This window comes from Phenylobacterium sp. (assembly GCF_016793285.1).
GTDB lineage: Bacteria > Pseudomonadota > Alphaproteobacteria > Caulobacterales > Caulobacteraceae > Phenylobacterium.
Genome location: NZ_JAEUMO010000073.1, coordinates 1 through 24,305, shown reverse-complemented (window position 1 = coordinate 24,305; position 24,305 = coordinate 1). Strand labels below are relative to the sequence as shown.

Below are 24,305 nucleotides of genomic sequence, written 5' to 3'. Positions count from 1 at the left end.
GCCTTGAACAGCTCCTGCACCGGCTCGTAGACGCCGATCGCCACCTTGATCTCGGCGTAGGTCGGCAGCGGGAAGGTCTTGAACTGGCCGGGGTGGATCACCTCGACCTGGTGGCCGATGGCCTGCAGCTCGCTGACCACGCGCGTCAGCGTGCGGACCACGCCGTTGACCTGCGGCTCCCAGGCGTCGGTGGCGATGAGGATGCGCATCGGCCGCTGCGGGTCGCGGGTGGCGGTGATGGCCTCGCGCAGGCGCCGGTCGGTGCGGCGCGCCTTCGGGGCCGCGGCGGAAGGCTGGCGGAAAGCCTCGGACTGCATCCAGGCCCAGAAGGCGCCCAGCAGCGCCTCCTTGGTCGGGAAGTGGCGGTAGACGGTGCGCTCGCCCACCGCGGCCTCGCGCGCGATCTCGGCGAAGTTGAGGTCCTCCAGGTCGCCTCGCTCGAGTTGGCGGCCCACGGCGCGCAGGATCTGGTCCCGGGTTTCCTCCCGCTGGCGGTCGCGCAGGTTCGGCAGGGGCGTTTTCATGGCAGTGGCACTGTCACGAATTCGAACCGGAAGTCAACGCAAGCCGGCGTTATGCCAAATCGCGGCGCCTGCGGCCGTCCGGCGCCCAAAGGTCGGACACCCGCGCGTCCAAGCGGCGCATTGGGCGCGTATGCGCTTGGCATCCCTGGGGCAAGCGTGCGTAGGACGCTGAGAACAGGGCCCGCAGGGCGCCGTCAATCTGGGTTCGATGGACGCAACATACGTCTCCGCCCGCGCGACGCCGAAGTCGCAGCGCACGCGCGCACGCATCCTCGATGCGGCGATGCGGCTGTTCGCGGAGATCGGCTATCACGCCGCCACCAACGCGGTGATCGCCGACGCCGCCGGCCTGACGCGCGGGGCCATGCTCTATCACTTCGCCAACCGGGAAGACCTGGTCGCGGCGGCCGTGGCCCATATCGAGCTCAATCGGGCGAAGCTGTTCGAACAGGCCGCGGCGCAGCCGGCGCCGGGCGTGGACGCGGCCGAGCACGCCATCGACGTCTACTGGGACCTGCTGCACGAACTGCCGTTCGTGGCGTTCGCGGAACTGGAAGGCGCCGCCCGGACCGACCCCATGCTGGCCGCGCGCCTGGCCGGCGCCCGCAGCGCCTTCGACCATGCCCAGCTCGGCGGGGATCGCTTCGGCGCGATGGTGCAGGCCGGCCACGATCCGCGCTTCCAGGCGAGCCGGGATCTCGGCCGCTTCCTGCTGGAAGGCCTGGCCAAGGGCTCCATGACCTACGACGAACCGGCGCGGCGCGAGCGGCTGCTGGCGGTGGTGAAGCGCGCGGTGCGGGCGCTCAACCGCAAGGGCGACGTCGGCGACCTCTGGCCAGAGTAACCTGAATCCACTCATCCCGGCATGGGCGTCGCATGCGCCGGGATGAGCGGGGCTATTTGGCCAGCACGTCTTCCGGCCGGGCCTCGCCTTCGAGGGGGTCGCCGGCGAGGAAGCGGCGCAGGTTCTCCAGGAAGGTCGCGTCGTTGCGGACCGGGTTGCCGGCGCTCATGCCCGACGAGTGCGGGGTCAGGGTGACCTTCGGGTGATCCCAGAACGGGCCATCGGCGGGCTGCGGCTCGGCCTCGAAGACGTCAAGGACGGCGTGGGCCGGGGCGTCCCGGTCGAGGGCGGCCAGCAGGGCCGGCTCGTCCACCAGCGCGCCGCGGCCGACGTTGACCAGGATCGAGCCGGGCTTCATCCGCGAGAAGGCCTCGGCGCCTGCGACGTGGCGGGTCTCGGCTGTGGCGGGCGCGGCCAGCACCCACACGTCGGCGTCGGGCAGCAGGTCGAGCAGTTCGGACGGCGCGGCGATCCGGTCGGCGCAGGGCTCCGGCGCCGGGTTGCGGCGAACGCCGGTGACGTGGGCGCCGAAGGCGCGCGCGCGGACGGCGACGCCCTGGCCGATGGCGCCGAAGCCGAAGACCACCCAGCGCGTCCCGGCGATCTCGCGGAACGGCCGGCGCGTCCAGTCGTGGGCGGCCTGGGCGGCGCGGCGGGCCGGGCCGTCCTGGAGGACGTCGAGGACGCCCCACATGACGTAGTCGGCCATGCCGACGGCCTGGCCGTGGCTGGTGGTGAGGCGGGCGCCCTTCTGGACGATCTGGCCGAAGACCGGGTTGTCGAAGCCGGCGGCGCCGCTCTGCACCCACTTCAGGTCGGGCGACTTCAGCACCGCCGTCATGAACGGGCGGCCCGCGCCGGAGAAGAAGGTGTCGGTGTTGGCCCAGGCGGCCTGGGGCCTGGCGTCGTCGACCGAGACGGCCTCGCCGCCGGCGCGGATCTCGCCGGTGTCGTCGATCAGCAGCAATTCGACCGCGGGCCCGAGCGCGTCGATCGCCGGCTGGTTCCGCCGGTAGGACTTTTCGTGGATCAGCAGTCGCATCCGTCTCTCCCTGGTCCGTGTCTAGCCAGGGAGAGACGGGAGCGCCAGTTGGCTAGCGACCGCCGCCGGCGGCCGGCTTGGCCGCGGGGGCCGGAGCGGCAGGCTGCTGCGTGGCCTGCTCGCGACGGCGCATGCCGCCCATCATCTTGAGTGCGGCCATCAGCTCGCTGTTCTCGACGGCGCCCGACTTGTTCTGGTCCATCTGGGCGAAATAGGGCTTCAGCTTGTCGCCCAGTTCGCCCTTGAACTCCGCGACCTCGATCTTGCCGTCCATGTTGTCGTCGAACATGCCCAGCAGGCGGGTCTCGTCCATCAGCTTGTCGTACTCGACCTGCTTGGCGGAGGTCTCGTCGGTCCAGCGGTAGCGGATCGCGGTGTAGAACATCTCCTCCCACGACTGGTCGCCCCAGACGATGGTCTTCGAGGCGTCCGGGTTCGCCGGGTTCTTCTTGGAGTTGTCGTACCAGTAGTTGGCGATCAGCTTCGAGCCGGCGGCGATCTTGAGCGGCTGGGCGAAGGTGTACTCGCGCTGCCAGTTGAAGTCGTAGCGCGGCATCGCGAGGATCCGCGTCTTCGTGCCGTCGGGCGCCTGGACCCACAGATCCGAGGCGTAGCCGCGATAGTGCGCGTGCGGGAAGGCCGAGTAGAGCAGCATCTCCTTCGGCACGTCGATGTAGGCGGTCTCCTTGTGACGCGCCTCGCCGGCCGGGATCTTGATGGTGTTGTCGACCACCACCGAGTTGCGCATCATCAGGCCCGGCTTCTCGCCGTCCTTGTAGAAGTAGAGCCCGAGCAGCGACTTGTCGGTCGCCTCCTTGCCGAACGGCGTGTAGTGCGCCTGGAAGCCCACCGCGCCGCCGGGGGCGAGGTAGGTGCCGACGTTCTTGGGCCAGAGCGTGCTTTCGGCGCCCACCGCATAGCCGCCCATGGACGCGCCCCAGCGGCTCTCGTTGCCCTTGCCGTCGGCCGGCATTTCCTTGAGGTAGCCCGACAGGAAGTGGTGAACGCCCTGGCGCTGACTCACCACGTAGGTCGAGGCCTTGACCCACTTGCCTTCGGTCAGCGGGTTGGCGACGACGGGGCGCTGATAGTCGACCACGCCCGAGGCGGGGATCGTGTAGGCCGGGATCTCGAGGATCAGGTCCGGCTTGCCCAGCGGCCACTGCTGGACCACGCGCTTCTTGGCGGAGGCGACCAGCGGATCGGGCCCGGCGCCGCGCGGGGCGCCCTGTTCCACCCAGTGGACCAGCGTCTTGATCTCGGCCGGCGACAGGCTCTTGTCGTCGGCGAACTTGCCGACGTGGGCGTCGACGTTCCACGGCGGCATGCGGTCGGTGCGCAGCACCTCGCGGATCATCGGCGAGAAGCCCTTGGCCATCTCGTAGCTGGAGAGCGCGAACGGGCCGATGCCGCCTTCGGTGTGGCAGCTCGCGCACTTCTTCTCGAGGATCGGCGCGACCTCCTTGGCATAGGAGATCTGGGCGACCTTGCCCCGCTCGGGGAAGTCGATCAGGCAGCCGGGGCTCTGCTTGGTGGCGGCCATGGCCTGGCGGCCCGCCAGCGCCGCCTCGATGGCGTCGGCGGTCCAGTTGTGGTCGGCCACGGCCTTCTGCGAGCCGTAGTCGAGCCGGTCGTCCAGCGGGCCGCGATAGACGACCTTCCAGGTCTTGGGATCGACCACGAAGAACTCGCCGGTGCGCGTGACGCCGAGCTGCTCGCCGACGAGCTGGTTCGAGTCCTTCAGGATCGGGACGTCGAAGCCGTACTCGGCCTTCTCTTTGGCGATGTCGTCCACGCTGTCCTGGACGGCCGAGTTCACCATGAGGAACTCGACGCCCTGGCCCTCGTACTTCGCCTTCAGGGCGCGGATCTTCGGGGCCAGGTTGCGCACGATCGGGCAACCGTTGGCATGGCTGATCAGCACGATCACCTTGGCGTCCGAACGGTAGAGTTCGTGGCCCATGTAGTCGGTGTCGGCGAGCATGAAGTTGTCGACGGAGCCGGACGTGGCCGGGACGGCGGCCACTTCCGCCGCGGTCGGCGTCGCGGCCGACAGCGCATTGGGCGCCTGGCCGTCGGTGGTGCAGCCGAACAGAAGAGCCGATGCCGCCGTCGTGGCCGCCAGCGCCGTGATGCGCGTCATCCCAATATCCTCCCCAAGGGCGCGGCCTTCGCTTCGGGCCGGGTCCCGCTCGTATTTCGTTGCTACGCCAGATCATAGCCGAGCAGATGCGCGTTGCATCATTATTTCTAATCAATGTTCAGATGGCTCTGCGCGCAGAAGCCGCAGGAGCCCGGCGACGTCCGCCCGCGCGAAACAGGCCCCGGGACGCTAGGCCGGCCCTTGACGATTCGATATTTCTGGAACTATAGAATATAAGATGTCCAAGGAGACCTAACCGCCATGAAGCGCATGCACCTGCACGTGAGCGTGCCCGACCTGGATCAGTCGATCCGCTTCTACGCCACCCTTTTCGGCGCCGAGCCCAGCGTGGTGAAGGACGACTACGCCAAGTGGATGCTGGACGACCCGCGGGTGAACTTCGCCATCTCGACCCACCGCGATGCGGGGCTGGATCACGTCGGCATCCAGGTGGACAGCGCCGACGAACTCTCGGAGCTGGCGGCGCGGCTGAAGGCGGCGGGGGCCGAGACCTTCGACGAGGCGGCCACGACGTGCTGCTACGCCAGGTCGGACAAGACCTGGGTGGGCGACCCCGCGGGCCTGCGCTGGGAAACCTTCTACACCTTCGGCGAGGCGACGACGTATGGGACCAGCGAGGCGGCGATCGCGCCTGAGGCCTCGACCCGCCCGCAGGCCGCGTGCTGCGGGCCCGCTGCGGCGCCTCCCGCGCCCAGGATCGAGATCGCGCTTATGGCCGACGTGGTCGCCGGCCCGTCCTGCGGCACGGGCGGGTGCTGCTGAGCCGATGGAGAAGGACGACGCGATCCAGGCGCTGTCGGCGCTGGCCCATCCCGGCCGGCTCGACGTGTTCCGGCTGCTGGTGCGGGCGGGACCGGAGGGCGTCGCGGCGGGCGAGATCGCGCGCCTGACCGGAAGCCCGGCGAGCAGCCTGTCGACCAACCTCGCGATCCTGTCGGCGGCGGGGCTGATCGCCTCGCGCCGCGACGGCCGCTCGATCCTCTATCGCGCGGCCTTCGAGCGGATGACCGGCCTGCTGGCCTTCCTGATGGAGGACTGCTGCGCTGGGAAGCCCGAGGTCTGCGCGCCCCTCGCCGCCGTCGCCCGCCAGGCGTGCGGGGCGGAAGGGCCGACCTGCTGAGGTGAGCGCCCCGGCGTTCTCGGCCGGGCGGCGCCTCGCCGCCGAGACGCTGGGGACGGCGCTGCTGCTGGCGGTGGTCGTGGGCTCGGGGATCATGGGCGAGCGGCTCGCGGGCGGGAACGACGCCTTGGCGCTGCTCGCCAACACGCTGGCGACGGGCGCGGGGCTCGTGGTGCTGATCACCGTGTTCGGGCCGGTCTCGGGGGCGCATTTCAACCCGGCGGTGACGCTGGCGTTCGCGATCCGGCGCGAGATCGGGCCGCGGCTCGCGCTGGCCTATGCGGTCGCGCAAGCGGCGGGCGCGGTGCTGGGCGTGTTCGCGGCGCACGCCATGTTCGCCGAGCCGATCCTGCAGGTCTCGGCGAAGCTTCGCGACGGTCCGGGGCAGGCGTGGTCGGAGTTCGTCGCGACGTTCGGGCTGCTCGTGACGATCCTCGGAACCGTCCGGTTCAGGCCGGACGCCACGCCCGCGGCGGTCGGGCTCTACATCGCGGCGGCCTACTGGTTCACGGCCTCCACGTCGTTCGCCAACCCGGCGGTGACGCTCGCGCGCAGCCTGAGCGACACCTTCGCCGGAATTGCGCCGGCGTCGGCGCCCGCCTTCGTCGCGGCCCAGATCGCGGGCGCGTGCGCCGCGACGCTCGCGATGCGCTGGCTGACCGCGGCCCGCCCCGCGCAGGCCGCTAGCGCACCGGCGGCGCGGTCAGTTCGTCGCGGACGATCGCGCCGCCCTTCATGACGAAGGCGACGCGCTCCAGTTCGGAGATGTCCTTCAGGGGGTCGCCGGCGACGGCGACGAGGTCGGCGTAGCGGCCGGGCGCGACGGCGCCGATGTCGGGCGAGCCGATCAGTTCGGCGGCGTTGCGCGTGGCGCTGAGGATGGCCTCAGCCGGCGACATGCCGAGCTCGGTCATGACCCTGAACTCCCGCGCGCTGCCGTCGAAGGGGACGAGGCCGGTGACGTCGGTGCCGAAGGCGATCTTCACCCCGGCGCGGTGGGCGTCGCGGAACATGCCGCGGAGCTGGTCGACGACGAGGCGGGCCTTCTCGGCCGGCGACGGGCTGCCGGTCGACGGGCGCTGGTCGGCGCGCTCGGCCACCAGTTGCGGGACCAGCACGGTCGGCACGAGGAAGGCGCCGCGGGCCCTGTAGAGCCGGAAGCTCTCGGCGTCGCCGTAGGTCCCGTGCTCGATCGAGTCGGCGCCCAGGCGCAGCGCCGCGTCGATCGCGGCCTTGCTGTGCGCGTGGGCGGCCACCTTCATGCCAAGGCTGTGGGCGGTCTCGACGACGGCGCGGATCTCGTCGTCGGTCATCAGCTTGGCCTGCGGACTGGTGCTGTCGCCGGGCACGCCGACGGCGCCGGAGGGCAGGATCTTGATGAGGTCGGCGCCGCGGCGCCGGTGGTCGCGCACCTCGCGGATGGCCGCCTCGGGGCCGTCGACCACGCTGTGGCCCCAGCTCTCGTTGCGCCAGCTCTCGCCGATGCCGGCGCGCGGATCGGTGGGGCCGCCGGTCGGGCCCAGGTATTCGAGCGAGACCCACATGCGCGGGCCGGGCACGTCGCCGCGGGCGATGGCCTTCTTGAGCGCCAGGTCCGCGCCGCCGTCCGCGCCGACGTTCCGGATCGAGGTGAAGCCGGCCATCAGCAGCTTCCTCACGTTGCCCGTGGCCTTCAGCACATCCTCCAGGTCGCTGCCGGTCAGGCGCTCGGCGAAGCCGCCGCGGCGGTAGGTGACGTGGGTGTGGGTGTCGATCAGGCCCGGCAGCACGGTGGCGCGCGAGAGGTCGATGACGCGGGCGCCGGCGGGGGTGACGAAGCCCGGCTCGACGGCGGCGATGCGCTCGTCGCGGATCACGACGGAGACGCGCTCGCGCACGGGGCCGCCGGTCCCGTCGAACAGCCGCCCGGCGTGGACGACGACGTCCGCCGCGGACGCCGCGGAGGCGCCGGCGAGGGCGGCCAGCGCCGCCAGGAGGCCGAGAAGAGCGCGTGTCATGCGAGGAACCCCCTGCGTGGGCGCCATGATAGCCGGGCGCGGGGAAGCTTCTATTCGCAGTGCGTGGGACCGACCGGCCGGGCTGCAAGGTCTATGCGCGCCGGCGTGGGGCCGTGCATACCGGTGGTCGCCGGGCCCTAAGCGCCGAGGATTCCCAGGCGGCCGAGCTGGAGGGTCATCGCCGGGCCGATGGCCTGGGCGCGGCGGGCGGCGGCGGCGTGCAGCGCCTCGGCGCCGGCGATGGCCTGGCCGTCCATCCTGGCGACCTGGCCGGCCTTGGCGAGGCGGGCCCAGGCGGCGTCGAAGTCGCCGTCGACCAGGTGCAGGAGCGCCAGGCGGTCCTGCGGCGGCAGCAGCACCTGGGTGCCCGCGACCGGCGAGGCGAAGGGCATGGGCCCGGCGGAATCGATCGCTTCGTCCAGCACCAGGGCGTTGAGGCGCGAGGCGATGCGGGACTTGCCGGCCGGCGCGTCGGCATAGGGCCGCGGCAGGAGGTGGACCAGCTTCAGGGCCGCGAGCCGCTGCACCGTCTGGGCGGCGCCTGCGCCGAGGCGCGGGTCGGCGAGGACGTCGGCCAGCCGCGCGGCCTGGCCGTCCACGCGTTCCAGCACCGCGCCGTAGGGGGCCGCGCCGAGGTCGACGCCGGTGCGGCCGGAGAGGTCGCGGCGCTCGGCGGTGAGCGGCCCGCGGGTCAGGCGGTCGACCCACATGGGCGGCGGCGCGGTCGCGGGCGGCGCATCCGCCCGCATCATCACGTCCATGCGGCTGTGGGTGTTGCGCACGGCGTCCATCAGCATCTCGCGCGCCGTGGGGGCGAGGCCCTGCAGGTCGGCGCGGAGCGCGTCCGGAGCGGTGAGCTGAAGGTCGTTCAGCTCGAGCTGGGCGTTGGCGACGTAGGCCAGGCCGTGCGGGGCCGCCTCGTCGGCGGCGTCGCGGGCCGAGAGGCTGAGGCTGCGGGCGTTCAGCACCTCGTGGGCCATGCCGCGCGGATCCTGGCTCTCGATCTGGCCGAACCAGGCGTCGGCCTGGGGGTTCACGCGGAAGAACCGCGCCTGGGCCTTGCGCAGGCGCCCGATCACCGCGCAGGCGGCGCGGAAGCGCTCGACGCTGTCGCCGGGCAGGCCCGCGGCGACCTCGCGGATCAGGGCGTAGAGGGCGTCGATCTGGGCGTTGCCGGGGAGCGCGGCGTAGTGGAGGAAGACCGCGCCGTCGGGCGCGAGGCGCTGGCCCAGGAAGGCCATGCAGGCGCTGCGCAGTTCGGGCGGCAGCCACGAGTAGATGCCGCTGAGGCCCGCGAAATCGAGGCGCGGGATCGCAAGCCGGCCCAGGTCGGCGAAGCTCGCCTCATGGAAGGTGACGTTGGTCAGGCCCGCGCGGCGGGCCAGGTCGCGGGACTGGCGGATATGCTCGGGGTTGATGTCGACGCCGTGGAACTCCGCGTCCGGATAGCAGTCGGCCAGCACGCAGAGGGTGAGCCCCACCCCGCTGCCGAGGTCGGCGTAGGTGAACGGCCGGTCGATCCGCGGGGCCGCGCGGCCCCCCGTCCAGGCGGCCTGGACCAGGTGCGCCGGGCTCTGGAACGCGCCGAAGGCGGACGGATAGACGACGTCGGTGGTGTAGTCGGAACCGCGCTCGGCCATGCGGCGATGCTACCTCAGAGCGGGGCTGCGGGAACCCGGACTTCGGGAGAAGAGTGGTCCGGCGGGCGTCACGCCCGACCGGACCAGGACGCCGGCAGGGGAGGCTACCAGCGGTAGGAGATGGCGGCTTCGACGTAGCGCGGGTCGTTCAGGCGGTAGTTGTCCTGCAACCCGTTGCCGAGCGACGTGCCCGACTGGTTGATGAAGTAGCGCTCGTCGAAGATGTTCTTGGCCGTGACCGCGAACGACCAGTTGGCGTTCTCCACGGCCACGCGGCCGCCCCAGACGGTGTAGTCGTCGAGGATCGCGTCGTTCTCCGCGGCCTGGAAGCCGCCGTCCTCGTGGCGCACGTTGATGCTGGCGATCAGCGTCCACCTGTCGACGATGGGCTTCGACCAGATCACGTTGCCGGTGACCGAGCTGTCGCGCAGGCGGGCCAGCTCGTTGCCGGCCGCGACGGTGGTCAGGAACGCCGGCGGCTGCTTGAAGTGGCCGCTCTGGTGGCCGTAGGACACCGTCCCCGACAGCCGGCCGTACTCGGGCGGCAGCGGCGCACGGACGGTGAGGTCGATCTCGACGCCGTTGGCCTTGGCGTCGCCTGCGTTGGCCAGGAACATGGCCCCGTTCAGCGGGTCCATCATCGGCGGGATGCCGTTGTTCAGGTTGGCCAGCAGGTCCTCGTACTCGATGCGGTAGACGTTGGCGTTCAGGATCACGTGCTGGTCGAACCAGGCGCTCTTCAGGCCCAGCTCGTAGGTGATCGAGGTCTCCGGATCGTAGGTGAAGGGCACGTCGACCAGGTTGCAGCTCGTGCCCGGCACTTCGCCGGGGCTGTTGCAGGGGTTGCCCAGCTCGGAGTTGAAGCCGCCCGAACGGTAGGCCGTGGCGACGCGGGCGAACGTCAGGATGTCGGGCGTCCACTGGTACGAGCCGGTGACGCCCCACGAGGTGTTCTCGAAGTCGAGGTCGGGCATGGCCTGCGGGCTGCCGACCGGGAAGTCGACGTAGCGCGGCTGGCCGTCGACGCGGACGGCCCGGATCTCGCCCTTCTTGCTGTCCCAGCTATGGCGCACTTCGCCCGACACCTTGAGCTGCTCGGTGACGGCGAATTCCAGGCTGCCGTAGACGCCGTAGGACTTGGCGTCGAGCAGGGTGTTGAGGTCGCTGTTCGGGTCGACCGAGGTCATCGTCATGGTGTTGACGATCGGCGCGCGGCCGCGTTCGCGGACGTTGTAGTCGTCCTTCAGGTAGAAGAGGTCGGCGCCCACCAGCCAGTTCAGCCGCTCGGTCTCGCCCTGCAGCCGGGTCTCGTGGAACGTGGTCCTGGCCTTGTCGGTCCGCAGGTCCTGCTGGGTGGCGGTCGTGAGGCCGTCGGGGTCGGTGTACCAGTCGGCCTTGCGGCGGCGGTGGTTGGTGGTCGAGTAGAGCTCGGCCCAGCCCAGGTCGTAGCGGACGCTGAGGTTGAAGTTCGACTGGCTGGAGGTCAGTTGGCTGCGGGCGTTCACCTCGGCCACGCCGATCGGCGTCATCGTCGAGCGCGTCAGGACCACGCCGCCCGAGTCGCTGTCGTTGTCGGCGTAGTCGGCGATGGCGACGATCTCGAGCTGCTCGGTGGGCTTCCACCGCGCCGCGCCGCGGACCGCGGCGTACTTCTGGTAGTTGAAGCAGGAGCCGTCGGGCTTGCGGTAGATGCACCCCGTCTGGTGGGTGTGGTCGGCGCCGAAGCGGAAGGCCAGCGTCTCGGTGGCGGGCAGGTTGACCACGCCCTGCAATCCCAGCGTCCGGCGGTCGCCATATGAAACGGTGAGTTCGCCCTCGCTGTCGAACTGCGGCGCGCGGGTGATGGCGTTGATGGCGCCGCCGACGGCGTTGCGGCCGTAGAGCGCCCCTTGCGGACCCTTCAGCGTCTCGACGCGCTCGATGTCGAACAGGTCGAAGCGCTGGAAGGTGCGGCCGCCGATGTTGCCGCCCGGGATGTAGGCGCCGTCGCGGTAGAGGCCGATGGCGGCGTCGGAGTTGGGCAGGCGCGCCTGGCCGGCGCCGCGGATGTTGGGCTCCGCGTTGGCCTTGGAGGCCGCGTCGATGAAGGTGACGCCCGGAATGAACTGGATCAGCTCGCGCGTGTCGGTGGCGCCGCCGAGGTTGCGCAGGGTGTCGGCGCCGAGCGCGGTGACGACGGCGGGGACGTCCTGGACGTTTTCCGCGCGCTTGCGGGCCGTCACGATCAGGGCGTCGATCTCGTTGCCGTCGCCCGCGGCCTGAGCGAACGCCGGCGAACTCAGCGCGGCGGCCAGGACCCCGACAGAAGCCTGACGCAGGATGCGTGACTTCGCGACCATGGCGCGTCTCTCCCTTCGTTCCGCCGGTCCGGATGCAGCGCCCAACCGGTCGTCTGGTGTTCGCCCGGCCCGGCGAACAGGTTCTTCGACCTACTTACCGTCCGGTAGGTAAATGTGCAAGAGCGTCGCTGTGGCGCAGGGCCCGCCGGCGGCGTGGAATGCGCGGTCCAGGGCCGCCGTTCAGGCGGGCTTCAGCGCGCCGGTGAGCGCCAGGCGCTGGATCTCGTCGGCCACCTGCTCCAGCGAATACTTCCCGTCCGAACGGCGCCAGCGGGCGATCCACATGATCATCCCGATGATCGTGAACGCGACCACCGTGGGGTCGGCCTTCGGCGACAGCCGGCCGTCGGCCTGCAAGGCCCGCAGCGTGTCGCGCAGCAGGTCGAAGTAGAGGCGCTTGCGGTCGTCGATGATCTTGCGGTTCCGGCGGCTGAGGCCCTGCGGCTCGTCCACCACGATCGACAGCGGGCTGCCAGAGGCCAGGGTCACGCGGCCGACGTTCAGCGCGTGGTTGCGGATGATCACCTTCAGCCTCTCCAGCGGCTCGTCGACGGCCAGCGCCGGCGCGATCACGTCCAGATGCAGCCGGTCCATGGAGTAGTTCATGATCGTGAAGAGCAGATCCTCCTTGCTCTCCACGAAATGGTAGAGGCCGGCCTTGGTGATCTGCACCGCCTCGGCGATGTCGCTCATCGAGGTGGCCGCAAAGCCCTTTTCCACGAACAGTCGGGCGGCCTCGACGTAGATCTGCCGCTGCCGGTCGCTGACGTGCGGCATGTCGTCGATGTCGGGCGCCGACGCCGGCAATGCCGGGGGCGTCGTTCGGCGCGGTCTCGTCTTGGCGGTCAAGCCGTGGCTCCTGGCGCGCGCGGCGCAGCGGAAAGAGGTACAGGCCGCCGTGCGCGCGGCAAAGCCCGTCGCGCAGGTCGCGTGGCGGGCGGATCACGATGCGGCAGGCCGGGCGGCGCGAGGGGCCGCGGTCCCGACCGCCGCGGTGCGCCGGCCCGGCGCGGCGAGGCGGCCGGCGACCGGCGGGACGCGGCCCGGATCGGCGGCGCAGCGGAAGCCCACGTGCATCAGCGACGTGTCGGGCGTCGAGTGCGAGCGGGCGGTGACGCGGAAGCCCGAGCAGAGTGTCGGGTCGCACAGGAAGGAGCCGCCGCGCTGCACGCGCTCGGAGGCCGCGTCCGGCTTCCAGTGTTTCGCGTCGTAGGGCCGATACCAGCTATCCGTCCATTCCCAGACGTTGCCGGCCATGTCGGTGAGGCCGGACGGCGCGGTCCCGAACCTGCCGACCGGCGAGGTCAGCCTGTAGCCGTCGGCGCCGCTGTCGTAGATCGGGAAGGCGCCCTGCCAGACGTTGATCACGTGCTGGTTCGACCACAGGAACGGCTCGCCGGTCTTGAACACATGGCCGTCTGGCGTCTGGCCCAGGCGGCCGGCCTGTTCCCACTCGAGCTCGGTCGGCAGGCGCGCGCCGTAGGCGTGGCAGAAGGCGCGCGCGTCGTTCCAGCTCACCTGGGTGACGGGATGGTCGCCCGCGGCGGCGGGCCTGTCCGGACCCTGGGGCCTGCGCCAGGTGGCGCCCTTCACCTCCACCCAGGCGCTGGTCGCGTGCTGGAAGACGCCGCCCGCGCCGAACCGCTCGGCTTCGGTGACGTAGCCGGTCTCTTCGACGAAGAGGGCGAACTGGCCGACGGTCACCGGCGTGCGGTCGAGAAGCACGTCGCGGGCCCTGTAGCGGAAGGCCGGGCGCTCGTCGGCCTGGCTGGCGTCGTCGCCGATCTGCACGTCGCCGCCCCTGACCAGCACGAGGTCGGCGTCGCGGGCGGTCCGGACGGCGGGCTTGGCGTCGTCGCGTGCGCAGCCGGCCAGCGCGAGGAGGGCCGCTGCGGCGAGGAGGACCTGTCTCATGGCCTGGCCCTCAGCGCCCGGTCGAAGAACTCGACCTGACGCTTCGCATAGTCCGAGCGCATCTGGTGTCCGGCCCAGGCGACGATCAGCGCCTCCTGGATCGCGCGGCCCTCGGCGCCGGGCAGCTTCGTGGCGAGTTCGGCCATCTCCTCGCGGCCGATCGCCGGCCTGTCGCGGAAGATGGCGCGCACGCCGTTCGCGTCGGCGACGCCGGCGGCCGGCAGCGTGGTCTTCACCAGCGTCTCGCGCTGGCCGGCGCTCATGCCGGGGACGAGCGTGAAGGTCGCCGCGCAGGCGCGCTTCTCGGCGTTGACGTGGACCTCGATGTCGGCGCCGCCCGCCTTCAGCCGCTCGGCCACGCGGCCGGTCTGCTCTGCGCTCACCAGCCCGTCGTTCTGCGACAGGATCAGGAGAGTCGGCGGCAGGTCCTTGGGGTCGCCCTGCCGCATCGCCGCCGGGAACGGGCCCATGTAGTCGGCGACCGCCCTGACCGGCAGCCCCTGCGCCCTGGCGGCCGTGGCGAAGAGGTTGGCGAAGGCGCCGCCGTTGGACATGCCGGTGGTGAAGACCGGCGTCGTGGCCGCGATCTCGCCCTTGGCGATCAGCGCCTTGTGGACGGCCAGCATGTAGGCGACGTCCGGGTTCGCCGCCGGGTCGATGCTGGCGACGTTCCAGCGCCTGACGTCGGTGCGGTCGAGCGACGGCGCGGAGAGGTAGCCGTAGCCCGCCCTGATCAGCTCGGAGAGCACCCGCTGGCTGTGGGTGCGCCGCGCGAACGCCTCGGACCCGCCGCTCCCGTGGAAGAAGTAGACGATGCCCTTCGCGCCCTTGGGGACGTAGCGCAGCGTCGGCCGGCCCTCGACCGCCTCGCTGGTCGCCGGCGGGGCGGGCAGCGTCGAGACGGCGTCGACCTGGCAGGGCGTCTCCGCGGCGGTCGCCGCCCCCGGCGCGCTCAGCGCCAGGGCCGCGACGGCGGCGGCGAGGGCCGGGGCGCGCCGCATCGTCAGACGGGCACCACGAACGGCGTGCCGCAGACGTTGTACTTCACCGAGTTCTTCGTCGGCCATCTCGGGTCCTGCAGGTCCTTCGACCACTCGGCGATCGCGTCCTGCAGTTCCTTCACCTTGGCCGGGTTCCTGGCGGCGAGGTCGGTCGCCTCGTTCGGGTCGTCCTTCAGGTTGAAGAGCAGGGTGTAGGGCTGGCCGTAGTCGCCGCCGCCCACCGACTGCCAGAGCTTCCAGTCGCCCTTGCGGATCGAGACCAGCGGCTGGCGGCGCCAGGCGAGGATGTCGTGCGGCTGGCCCGGGGCCTTGCCGGTGACGTAGGGCATGATGTCGACGCCGTCGAAGGTGCGGTCGGCGGGCAGGGCGCCGCCGGCCGCGGCGATCGCGGTCGGGAAGATGTCCATGGTCGAGACCGGGTTGCGGTAGACGGTCCCGGCTTTGATCTTCGCGGGCCAGCGCATCATGAAGGGCACGCGCACGCCGCCCTCGTAGTGGCTGAGCTTGCCGCCGCGCAGCGGCTCGCACGAGCAGAGGCCGGGGACATAGGCCGCGCAGCCGTTGTCGGACAGGAAGTAGACGATGGTGTTGTCGGCCTCGCCGCTCGCCTCGACCGCCTTCAGGACCTCGCCCACCGCGTCGTCCAGCGCCGAGATCATGGCGGCGTAGATCCGCGCCTGCTCGTCTTTGATCTGCGGGAAGCGGTCGTAGTACTTCTGCGTCACCGTGAACGGCGCGTGCGGCGCGTTGAACGCGAGGTACAGGAAGTAGGGCGCGTCGGCCCTGGCGTTGCGGGTGACGTACTCGCTGGCGCGGCGGCCGAAGTAGTCGGTCAGGTATTCCTTGTAGTTGTCGACGACGGTCCGGCCGGGACCCTCGAACACCTGGTTGAACTTCCCGCGCGGGGCCGGGCTGCCGGCGTCGGCGCCGTCCTCGGCGTTGACGTTGTGGACTCCCGGCAGGGTGGAGTCGATGTAGCTGGTGGCCCCTGTCAGGATGCCCACGAACTCGTCGTAGCCGCGGTTGGTCGGGTAGTAGGCGTCGTTAGAGCCCAGGTGCCACTTGCCGACGAGGCCGGTGTGGTAGCCCTGCTTGCGCAGCGCGTCGGCGATGGTGATCTCGCCGGCCGGCAGGCCCAGGTTCTGGTTGGCGTCGCGCGCGCCGGGGCCGTTGTTGAACTCGAAGCCGAAGCGGTCCTGATAGCGGCCGGTCTGCAGGCCGGCGCGCGACGGCCCGCACACGGGCGCCGAGGCGTAGGCCACCGGGAACTTGGCGCCTTCGGCGCCGATGCGGTCGATGTTGGGGGTGTGGATCCGCTTGATGCCGAAGGCCGAGATGTCGGCGTATCCCAGGTCGTCGGCGATGATGACGATCACGTTCGGACGCTTGGCTACCGTGGCCGCCGCCGACGTCTGCCGACCGGTCCGCGCGCCGTCCGCCAGGCACCCGGAAAGCAGCGCCACACAACCCGCCGCCACGCCCAGCCGCGACCAGAAACGCTTCATCGTGAACCTCCCACGTTCCGTCCGGCCGCGGGTTCGTCGGGCGAAGACAGCCCGCGCACCATGTTCGGTCAGCGTCCGGCGCTGCAGGGGTGGTGACCGACCGGTCGGTAACTGTCAAGCGCTTTGTCCCGACCGTTGATCGTCCGTCCGGGATGTGCGACCTACCGATCGGTAGGTTAGATCGGGGGCGGGATGCGCGCCAGTCTCATCGGTGTGATCGCATTCGCCGCGGCGGCCGCGGCGACGCACGCCGTGCTGCTGTTCGGCAGCCCGACGTGGGCCACCGACTACCAGATCGACCAGGGCCTGAAGCGCGGCGGCGGCTGGAACAGGCTGATCTACGGCAAGCCGCCGCGGGCCGGCACGACCACCGTGGGCCTGGCCAATCCCGACACGCTGGGCACGCGCGCCTATCTCGACCTCTCCGGCGGGCCGTTGATCGTCGAGGGGGTGCGACCGCAGAGCTGCGCCTACTGGTCGCTGTCGGTGTTCGCGCACGACACCGACACCGTGCTGGTGCGGTCCGACCGCGAGCTGCCAGGCGCCCGCCTGGCGGTGGCGTTGCGGACAGAGGACCAGGCGGTCGCCGAGCCGGTGCAGGCCAGCGCCGTGCTGCCGTCGCCGAAGGGCGTGCTGCTGATCCGCTGCTTCATGAAGACCCGGACCGATGCGGCCTATGTGGCCGGCCTCGCCAGGGAGATCCGCGCCGTGACGATGCGCCCGGCCAGGGTCGCTGCGCCGTGAGCCGGCGCGCGAAGATCCTCGCGGGCGTGGCTGGCGCGCTCGCGGGCGCGGCCGCCGGCGCCGGCGCGTTCTGGGCGCTGACCGGTCCCTTCACCAACCCGGACCAGCGGGTCGGCGCCTGGACCACCAACGGCGCGGTCGGCCAGGAGCTGCAAGGCCCCTACTCGCGCGCCCGCGTCGCGCTCTACGGCATCTGGGGCCTGCCGCCGACCGAGACGCTGTACTTCGTCGCGACGAAGGACGCGGCCGGCGCCGTGCTCGACCGCCGCTGCGTCTACGCCGTCGAGGGCGGGGCGCTCCCCACCCGCTGGTGGGGCGTGACGCTCTACAGGGACGGCTTCTACATCGCCAATCCGGCCGACCGCTACTCCTGGACGATGACCGACACCCGGATCGGGCCCGACGGCCGCTGGACGCTGACGCTCGCCCCCTCGGGCGAAGGGCAGAACCGGCTCACCTTCGGGCCGCAGGACGGGCGCTTCCAGCTCCTGCTGCGCCTCTACCAGCCGAACCCCGGCGTCGCGGAACATCGCGAGACGGTTCCCGTCCCCACCGTCCGCAAGGTAGCCTGCTGAGGTGGCCGGGCCCGAACGCAGGAAGAAACCCCGTCTGACGGGCGACGTCGACGGCGAGGCGCGGATCATCCCGCCGACCAGGGACATGACGTATTCGCTGCCGTCGGGCCGGCATCTCGCCAGCGCCCGGCGGCGCGAGATCTACGTCCACGCCTCGCGGCTGTTCGTCGAGCAGGGCTACGACGCCACCTCGATGAGCGACATCGCGCGGGCGGTGAAGATCACCAAGGCGGGCCTCTACCACTTCGTGGAGAGCAAGGAGGACCTGCTCTTCACGATCATCAACTGGGGCATGGACGAGCTCTACGAGGAGGTCGTCGACCCGGCGCGGGCGGTCGAGGATCCGCGTGAGCGGCTGAGGCTCATCATCCGCAACCACCTCAGCAACATCGGCCGCGTCGCCAGCCCCTACGGCAATCCGGTGACCCGGGTGGTGGACGAGGCCTCCGCGCTCGGCCCGGAGCGGCGGCGCGCCGTCGAGGACCGCAAGCGCGGCTACTTCGAGCTGATCCGTAACACCCTGGTGCAGCTCCGCGACCGCGGCGAGCTGGCGGACGGGATCGACCCCACGGTCGCCGCCCACAGCATCATCGGGGCGATCATGTGGATGGCCCGCTGGCGGCGGCCGCGCGGGCGGCTGTCGCTGGACGAGGTGATCGAGCAGATCACGGCGCTGACCCTGCAGGGCGTCCTCGCGGCCGGCGTCGCCGACTGAGGCCGCAGACGCCTCGGGCGGCGGGCTTGGCAGCGCTCGGCGACGCAGGCCAAATGCGCGCTCCGACGAGGGGCGCCCCATGAGTTTCCTGACCCGCACCAAGCCGCTGGAGGCCGCTGCGCCGGCGGACGGCGCGCACCGGCTGAGGGCGACGCTGGGGTGGCCGCACCTGATCGCGCTCGGCGTCGGCGCGATCATCGGCACGGGCATCTACACCCTGACCGGCGTCGCGGCGGGGCTGGCCGGGCCGGCGGTGATCCTGTCGTTCCTGGCGGCGGGCATCGTCTGCGCGGGCGCGGCGCTGTGCTACGCCGAGATGGCCAGCCTGACGCCGCAGGCGGGCAGCGCCTACACCTACAGCTACGTGACCCTGGGCGAGGCGGTGGCCTGGTTCATCGGCTGGAGCCTGATCCTCGAATACACGCTGGTGTGCAGCGCCGTGTCGGTGGGCTGGTCCGGCTATGCGTCGGGACTGATCCGCGACGCCGGCCTCGGGATCCCCGAGGCGTTCCTGGACAAGGGTATCGTCGACGTGCCGGCGATCTTCATCGCGCTGGCGGTGACCGGCCTGCTGCTGGTGGGCACGCGCGAGAGCGCGACGGTCAACTTCGTCCTGGTGTGCGTGAAGCTGGCGGCCCTGGCCGCGTTCGTGGCCTTCACCCTGCCCTACTTCGACCCGACCCACTTCCAGCCCTTCGCGCCGTTCGGCTACGGGGCCACCGACATCGACGGCAAGAAGTTCGGCGTGATGGGCGCCGCCGCCATCATCTTCTTCGCCTTCTACGGGTTCGACGCCATCTCGACGGCGGCCGAGGAGGCCAAGAACCCGAAGCGCGACCTCACCATCGGGATCGTGGGTTCGATGGCGCTCTGCACGCTGATCTACATGGTGATCGCGGCCTGCGCGCTGGGGGCCAACCCCTACGGCGAGTTCTCGAAGAGCAACGAGCCGCTGGCCCACGTCCTGCGCCAGCTCGGCCAGCCGCAGGCGGCCGGCGTCATCGCGGGCGCCGCGGTGCTGGCGATGCCGACGGTGATCATGGTGTTCATGTTCGGCCAGAGCCGGGTGTTCTTCGCCATGGCGCGCGACGGCCTGCTGCCGCGCGGGCTGGCGGCCGTGAACCGGCGCGGCGTGCCGGCGGCGGTGACCGTCCTGACCGGCGTGATCGCCGCGATCATCGCCGGCCTGATGCCGCTGGACGAGATCGCCTCGCTCGCCAACGCCGGCACCCTGGCGGCGTTCATGGCGACGGCGGTGGCGGTGCTGGTCCTGCGGCGGCGGATGCCCGGGCTGGAGCGGCCGTTCGTGACGCCCCTGGTCTGGCTGATCGCGCCGGCGACGGTCGCGGGCTGTCTGTGGCTTTTCACCAGCCTGCAGGTGAAAACCATCATCTTCTTCTTCGCCTGGAACGCGGTGGGCGTGGTGGCCTACCTGCTCTACGGCCGGACGAAGAGCCGGCTGGCGGCGGCGTAGCCGCGGTCGAGGCTCAGGGCGCGGACTTCAGTTCCGCCACGATGTCGCGCAGGGCGTCGCGCCAGTCGCGCGGCGTCACGCCGAAGTCCCGCTCCAGCCGGCCCAGGTCCATCGTCGCGCGCAGCGGGCGCTTCGCCGGCGTGACGTACTCGGCGGTCGTGGTGGCCGCGACATCCGGCGCGGCGTCGCCGAGGGCCTCGGCGAAGATGGCCTGGGCGAAGCCGCGCCAGGTGACCTCGCCGGCGTTGGCGAAGTGGACGACGCCGAAGCGCGGGTCGCCGGCGGGGGCGGCGGCGAGGGCCGGCGCCTGCGAGAGGATGAAGCCGGCGAGGTCGGCGGCGCTGGTGGGGCGTCCGGACTGGTCGTCGACCACCTTCAGCGGGTTTCCGGCGGCAGCCACGCGCAGCATGGTCCTGATGAAGTTCCTGCCGTGCGGCGAGACGACCCAGGACGTGCGGATGCTGAGCGCGCGCGGGTTGGCGGCGGCCACCGCCCGCTCCCCGGCCAGCTTCGAGGCGCCGTAGACGCCCAGCGGATTGGTCGCCGCGTCCTCCGCATAGGGCGCGCCGCCGGCGCCGTCGAAGACGTAGTCTGTGGAGACGTTGACCACGGCCGCGCCGACCTTCGCGGCGGCTTCGGCGATGGCGCCGGGCGCTTCGGCGTTGATGGCGAAGGCGAGGTCGCGCTCGGACTCGGCGAGGTCGACGGCGGTGTGGGCGGCGGCGATGACCACGAGGTCCGGCCTGTGCGCCGCGACCGCCGCCGCGGCGGCCGCGGGATCGGTCAGGTCGGCCTCGGCGCGGCCGAGCGCGGTGACCGCCACGTCGTGCCCGGGCGCCTGGCGCAGGAGCTCGACGCCGAGCTGGCCGGTGGTTCCGAACTGCAGGATCTTCACGGTCATGCGGACCTCTTAGCGCCGCGACACGCTTGAACGCCAGGGCGCGCCGCCCGTAGAAGCGGTGTGCGGGGGTCGCAATCGGGAGAGCGCGGTGTCGGAGGGGGCTGGCGGCGGCGCGATGGGGAGCAGGCCCGGCGGGATGCCGGGCGGGCGGCGCATGCCCGACCTCACGACGGGACCCATCGGCAGGACCCTGATCCTGTTCGCACTCCCGGTGCTGGGCACCAACATCCTCCAGTCGCTGAACGGGTCGGCCAACGCGATCTGGGTCAGCCACGTCCTGGGCGAGGCGGCGCTGACCGCCACCTCGAACGCCAACCAGATCATGTTCCTGATGCTCGGGGCCTCGTTCGGCCTGACCATGGCGTCGAACATCATGATCGGCCAGGCCATGGGCGCGCGCGACGAGGCGACGGCCAAGAAGGTCATCGGCTCGTCGACCGCCTTCTTCATCGTCGTGTCGATCGCCGTGGGGCTGCTGGGTGCGGCGCTGACGCCGACCATCCTGGACGCCATGGGCACGCCGGCCGAGGCGCGCCGCGACGCCATCGCCTACCTGCGGGTGATCTTCTCGGCGATGCCGTTCATGTACTTCTTCTCTTACGTGATGATGGCGCAGCGCGGCACGGGCGACAGCCGCACGCCGTTCTACTTCTCGCTGCTGACCGTGGGCATGGACGTGGTGCTGAACCCGCTGCTCATCACCGGGTTCGGGCCGTTCCCGAAGCTGGGGATCGCCGGTTCGGCCACCGCCACCCTGGTCGCGCAGACGGTCACGCTGGCGGCGATGATCGTGCATCTCTACCGCAAGAAGTCGATCCTGGTGCTCAGGCCCGGCGAGTTCCACCTGCTGATCCCCGACTTCGGCATCGTGCGCAGCCTGCTGTTCAAGGGCCTGCCGATGGGCTTCCAGATGATGGTCACCAGCCTCGCGGCGGTGACCATGATGAGCCTGGTCAACAAGCACGGCGTCCACACCTCGGCGGCCTACGGCGCGGCGGCGCAGCTCTGGACCTACGTGCAGATGCCGGCGATGGCGCTGGGCGCGGCGGTGTCGTCGATGGCGGCGCAGAACGTCGGCGCGGGCAAGATGGACCGCGTCGAGCGGGTGGCGCGCTCGGGCGTCTTCTACGCGTTCCTGTTCAGCGCGATCCCGGTGGTGATCATCTACCTGGCCGACCCCTGGGTGCTGCGCGCCTTCCTGCCGGGGAACAGCCCGTCGCTGCCGATCGCCGTGGAGATCAACTCCTACGTCCTGTGGGGCTTCATCTTCTTCGGCATGGCCTTCATCTTCTCGGGCGTCGTGCGGGCGACCGGCGCCGTCTGGCCGCCGCTGCTGGCGATGATCGTGTCGCTGTGGGTGGTGCGGATTCCGCTGGCGAACGTCCTCCAGCCGATCATGGGCGTGCAGGGCCTGTGGCTCGCCTTCCCGATCGGCAGCCTGACGACGCTGATCCTGGCCTGGGGCTACTACCAGTTCGGCGGCTGGCGGAAGTCGCGGATGCTGCCGACCACGCCGGCCATGACCGACGAGCCGGACTCCGGGTTCGGCCAGCCGATGATCGAGGAGGCCGAAGCCATCGCCGACGCGGCCGCCCGGGCGCCGGCGAAAGAACGCGAGAAAACCCCCTAACTTCCGCTCATCCCGGCGAATGCCGGGACCCAGATGGAATGGCTGGGGTGCGGTGAGGTCGCGGGGCGCTCATCCAAACGACTTCTGAGCCTTACGATCTGGGTCCCGGCATTCGCCGGGATGAGCGGGTTTTGGTTGCCTACCCGTTGGTCTCCATCAGCGCGGAGTAGACCAGCGTCCGCAGTTCGCGGCGGAGGGGGTAGCTGGAGCTGGGCAGGAGCTGGGTCATGAAGACGGCGGTGACGTCCTCGACGGGATCGACCCAGAAGGCGGTGGAGGCCGCGCCGCCCCAGTAGAACTCGCCGAGGCTGCACGGGATGAGCGTCTGCGGCGGGTCGAACACGACCGCGAAGCCCAGGCCGAAGCCGACGCCGGCGTTGGTGCTTTCCGAGAACAGCGAGCGCGAGAGCTCGGTCAGGTCGCCGCCGCCGGGCAGGTGGTTCGAGGCCATCAGGTCGACGGTCTTGGGCGCCAGGATCCGCGCGCCGTCCAGTTCGCCGCGGTTCAGCAGCATGTTGGCGAAGCGCAGGTAGTCGGCCGCCGTGCCCACCAGCCCCCCGCCGCCGGAGAGCAGCGCGGGCGGTTCGAGGTAGGGGCTCTTCTGCGGGTCGTCCTGCAGCTTCATGCCGCCGCCCGGCACGGCGTCGTAGCAGGCGGCGAAGCGGGACCGCTGGTCGTCGCGGACGGAAAAGCCGGTGTCGACCATCTTCAGCGGCTGGAAGATGCGCTCGGCGAACACCTGGTCCAGCGGCTTGCCGGCGATCTTCTGGACGAGATAGCCGCAGACGTCGGTGGAGACGGAGTAGTTCCAGGCCTCGCCGGGGGAGAACTCGAGCGGGACCTTGGCCATGAGCTGGATCATGGTCTCGAGGTCGTGGCCGCCGTGCATCGCCTCGAGCTTCAGCTTGCGGTAGGCGGCGTCGACGTTCGTGCGGTTCTGGAAGCCGTAGGTGAGGCCCGAGGTGTGGCGCAGCAGGTCGACCACCTGCATCGGCCGCGCGCAGGGCGTCGTCAGGTAGGGGCCCGTCCCGGCGGAGAAGACGGCGAGGTCCTTCCACTCCGGGATATGTTTCGCCACCGGATCGTCGAGGGCGACCAGGCCCTCCTCCACGAGCTGCATCAGGGCGACCGAGGTGATCGGCTTGGTCATGGAATAGATGCGGTAGACGGTGTCGTCGGCGATCGGCGCGCCGCGCTCGGGGTCCTGCTGGCCCAGCAGCGTCTGGTGGACCACCTCGCCGCCGCGGGCGAGGACGAACTGGGCGCAGGGCAGCTTGCCGGGGCCGACGTAGCGCTCCTGCAGGAGGCGGTCGATGCGGGCCAGCCGCGACACGGAGAACCCCAGCTTCTCGGCCTTGCTCATGACACGTCTCCTGAAGATGCGGCGGGCATTTGGTCTTGCCTTCCTCGCTGTCGCAAGCGCCACGATGCCGGATCTTCGAAAGGAGCGGCCATGGGAAACGTGAGCGTCGAGCATGACGGACGGATCTGCATCGTCACCGTCGAGCGGCCGGAACGGCGCAACGCCTACGACGGGGCGACGGCGCGCGAGCTCTACGACGTCTTCAAGGCCTTCGACGCCGACGAGGGCCTGGACGTGGCGGTGCTGACCGGGCGCGGCGGCTACTTCTGCGGCGGCGCCGACCTGAAGGCGATCGCCGGGGGCTCGGCGCGCGCGGACGCCAACCCGGTCCGCGAGGACGGCGACCTCGGCCCGATGGGCGTGACGCGCCTCAAGCTGGGCAAGCCGGTGATCGCGGCGATCGAGGGGCCCGCGGTGGCGGGCGGGCTGGAGGTGGCCTGCTGGGCCGACATGCGCGTGGCGGCGGAGGGGGCGTTCTTCGGGGTGTTCTGCCGCCGCTTCGGCGTGCCGCTGATCGACCTGGGCACCGTGCGGCTGCCGCGGCTGATCGGCCATTCGCGCGCCATGGACATGATCCTAACCGGGCGGCCGGTGGCGGCGCGCGAGGCGTTGGCGATGGGGCTGGCGAACCGGGTCGTGCCGAAAGGCGAGGCGCTGGCGGCGGCGGTGGACCTGGCCAGGCAGCTCTCGGCGTTCCCGCAGCTCTGCATGCGCAACGACCGGCTCTCGGCGCTGGAACAGTGGTCGCTGGACTGGGACGAGGCGACGGCGGCGGAGGTGCGGTTCGGGATGGAGACGCTCCGGACCGGCTCC

22 protein-coding genes are annotated in these 24,305 nt (G+C 71.2%); 10 read left to right on the top strand and 12 right to left on the bottom strand.

Going from position 1 to position 24,305, the window contains the following annotated elements:
* Positions 1-524, bottom strand: a 524-nt coding sequence (locus JNL41_RS07600; protein ID WP_293473677.1) for a TetR/AcrR family transcriptional regulator, incomplete at its 3' end; no start/stop codon positions are given.
* Positions 525-732: 208 nt separating this feature from the next.
* On the opposite strand from JNL41_RS07600, the gene JNL41_RS07595 reads away from it, so the two are divergent.
* Positions 733-1,368: a TetR family transcriptional regulator gene (locus JNL41_RS07595; protein ID WP_293473676.1), complete on the top strand. Its 636-nt coding sequence runs from the start codon at positions 733-735 to the stop codon at positions 1,366-1,368.
* Positions 1,369-1,420: 52 nt separating this feature from the next.
* On the opposite strand, the gene JNL41_RS07590 is transcribed toward JNL41_RS07595, so the two are convergent.
* On the bottom strand, positions 1,421-2,410 hold the full coding sequence (locus tag JNL41_RS07590) for a D-2-hydroxyacid dehydrogenase (RefSeq protein WP_293473675.1): 990 nt from the start codon (positions 2,408-2,410) through the stop codon (positions 1,421-1,423).
* Between the two features lie 52 nt (positions 2,411-2,462).
* Positions 2,463-4,553: a redoxin family protein gene (locus JNL41_RS07585; RefSeq protein ID WP_293473674.1), complete on the bottom strand. Its 2,091-nt coding sequence runs from the start codon at positions 4,551-4,553 to the stop codon at positions 2,463-2,465.
* A 261-nt stretch (positions 4,554-4,814) separates the two neighbouring features.
* Here JNL41_RS07585 and JNL41_RS07580 point away from each other — a divergent pair, with 261 nt between their 5' ends.
* The 3 genes from JNL41_RS07580 to JNL41_RS07570 are packed head-to-tail and all read left to right on the top strand — an operon-like array spanning position 4,815 to position 6,433.
* The gene (locus JNL41_RS07580) at positions 4,815-5,336 is read left to right on the top strand and encodes an ArsI/CadI family heavy metal resistance metalloenzyme (protein ID WP_293473673.1); all 522 of its coding nucleotides are present in this window, start codon (positions 4,815-4,817) and stop codon (positions 5,334-5,336) included.
* 4 nt (positions 5,337-5,340) lie between these two features.
* Positions 5,341-5,694 (top strand): metalloregulator ArsR/SmtB family transcription factor, encoded by a 354-nt coding sequence (locus tag JNL41_RS07575; protein ID WP_293473672.1) that lies wholly within the window; start codon positions 5,341-5,343, stop codon positions 5,692-5,694.
* A gap of 1 nt (position 5,695) precedes the next feature.
* Positions 5,696-6,433 (top strand): MIP/aquaporin family protein, encoded by a 738-nt coding sequence (locus JNL41_RS07570; protein WP_293473671.1) that lies wholly within the window; start codon positions 5,696-5,698, stop codon positions 6,431-6,433.
* Here JNL41_RS07570 and JNL41_RS07565 read toward each other — a convergent pair.
* The 7 genes from JNL41_RS07565 to JNL41_RS07535 form a co-directional block, all read right to left on the bottom strand.
* Positions 6,378-7,691 carry an amidohydrolase family protein gene (locus JNL41_RS07565; RefSeq protein WP_293473670.1) on the bottom strand — a complete coding sequence of 438 codons (1,314 nt, stop codon included), beginning with the start codon at positions 7,689-7,691 and terminating at the stop codon, positions 6,378-6,380. The genes JNL41_RS07570 and JNL41_RS07565 overlap by 56 nt on opposite strands.
* 137 nt (positions 7,692-7,828) lie before the next feature.
* Positions 7,829-9,331 (bottom strand): class I SAM-dependent methyltransferase, encoded by a 1,503-nt coding sequence (locus JNL41_RS07560; RefSeq protein ID WP_293473669.1) that lies wholly within the window; start codon positions 9,329-9,331, stop codon positions 7,829-7,831.
* A 104-nt stretch (positions 9,332-9,435) separates the two neighbouring features.
* A complete protein-coding gene (locus JNL41_RS07555) occupies positions 9,436-11,670 on the bottom strand; it encodes a TonB-dependent receptor (RefSeq protein WP_293473668.1) in 2,235 nt (744 codons plus the stop codon).
* 180 nt (positions 11,671-11,850) lie between these two features.
* Positions 11,851-12,519 (bottom strand): TetR/AcrR family transcriptional regulator, encoded by a 669-nt coding sequence (locus JNL41_RS07550; protein ID WP_293473667.1) that lies wholly within the window; start codon positions 12,517-12,519, stop codon positions 11,851-11,853.
* 93 nt (positions 12,520-12,612) lie between these two features.
* Positions 12,613-13,584, bottom strand: coding sequence for an SUMF1/EgtB/PvdO family nonheme iron enzyme (locus JNL41_RS07545; RefSeq protein ID WP_293473666.1), 972 nt, complete (start codon positions 13,582-13,584; stop codon positions 12,613-12,615).
* Positions 13,581-14,585 (bottom strand): hypothetical protein, encoded by a 1,005-nt coding sequence (locus tag JNL41_RS07540; protein WP_293473665.1) that lies wholly within the window; start codon positions 14,583-14,585, stop codon positions 13,581-13,583. Before JNL41_RS07540 ends, JNL41_RS07545 begins: the two co-directional genes overlap by 4 nt.
* Positions 14,586-14,587: 2 nt before the next feature.
* Complete coding sequence (locus JNL41_RS07535) at positions 14,588-16,090, bottom strand: sulfatase-like hydrolase/transferase (protein ID WP_293473664.1); 1,503 nt, start codon at positions 16,088-16,090, stop codon at positions 14,588-14,590.
* Between the two features lie 192 nt (positions 16,091-16,282).
* On the opposite strand from JNL41_RS07535, the gene JNL41_RS07530 reads away from it, so the two are divergent.
* The 4 genes from JNL41_RS07530 (at position 16,283) to JNL41_RS07515 (ending at position 19,598) form a co-directional block, all read left to right on the top strand.
* A complete protein-coding gene (locus JNL41_RS07530; RefSeq protein WP_293473663.1) occupies positions 16,283-16,834 on the top strand; it encodes a DUF1254 domain-containing protein in 552 nt (183 codons plus the stop codon).
* Positions 16,831-17,409 (top strand): DUF1214 domain-containing protein, encoded by a 579-nt coding sequence (locus tag JNL41_RS07525; RefSeq protein WP_293473662.1) that lies wholly within the window; start codon positions 16,831-16,833, stop codon positions 17,407-17,409. The genes JNL41_RS07530 and JNL41_RS07525 overlap by 4 nt, the downstream gene beginning before the upstream one ends.
* Before the next feature lies 1 nt (position 17,410).
* Complete coding sequence (locus tag JNL41_RS07520) at positions 17,411-18,124, top strand: TetR/AcrR family transcriptional regulator (RefSeq protein WP_293473661.1); 714 nt, start codon at positions 17,411-17,413, stop codon at positions 18,122-18,124.
* Positions 18,125-18,203: 79 nt separating this feature from the next.
* On the top strand, positions 18,204-19,598 hold the full coding sequence (locus tag JNL41_RS07515) for an amino acid permease (RefSeq protein WP_293473660.1): 1,395 nt from the start codon (positions 18,204-18,206) through the stop codon (positions 19,596-19,598).
* 13 nt (positions 19,599-19,611) lie between these two features.
* Here JNL41_RS07515 and rfbD read toward each other — a convergent pair whose 3' ends face one another.
* Entirely contained in the window at positions 19,612-20,499 is an 888-nt protein-coding gene (gene rfbD, locus JNL41_RS07510; protein ID WP_293473659.1) for a dTDP-4-dehydrorhamnose reductase, read from the bottom strand.
* Between the two features lie 154 nt (positions 20,500-20,653).
* Between rfbD and JNL41_RS07505 the strand changes: the two genes are divergently transcribed.
* Complete coding sequence (locus JNL41_RS07505; RefSeq protein WP_293473658.1) at positions 20,654-22,129, top strand: MATE family efflux transporter; 1,476 nt, start codon at positions 20,654-20,656, stop codon at positions 22,127-22,129.
* 139 nt (positions 22,130-22,268) lie between these two features.
* Here JNL41_RS07505 and JNL41_RS07500 read toward each other — a convergent pair whose 3' ends face one another.
* On the bottom strand, positions 22,269-23,492 hold the full coding sequence (locus tag JNL41_RS07500; RefSeq protein WP_293473657.1) for a serine hydrolase domain-containing protein: 1,224 nt from the start codon (positions 23,490-23,492) through the stop codon (positions 22,269-22,271).
* A gap of 90 nt (positions 23,493-23,582) precedes the next feature.
* Here JNL41_RS07500 and JNL41_RS07495 point away from each other — a divergent pair.
* Positions 23,583-24,305, top strand: a 723-nt coding sequence (locus JNL41_RS07495) for a crotonase/enoyl-CoA hydratase family protein (RefSeq protein WP_293473656.1), incomplete at its 3' end; no start/stop codon positions are given.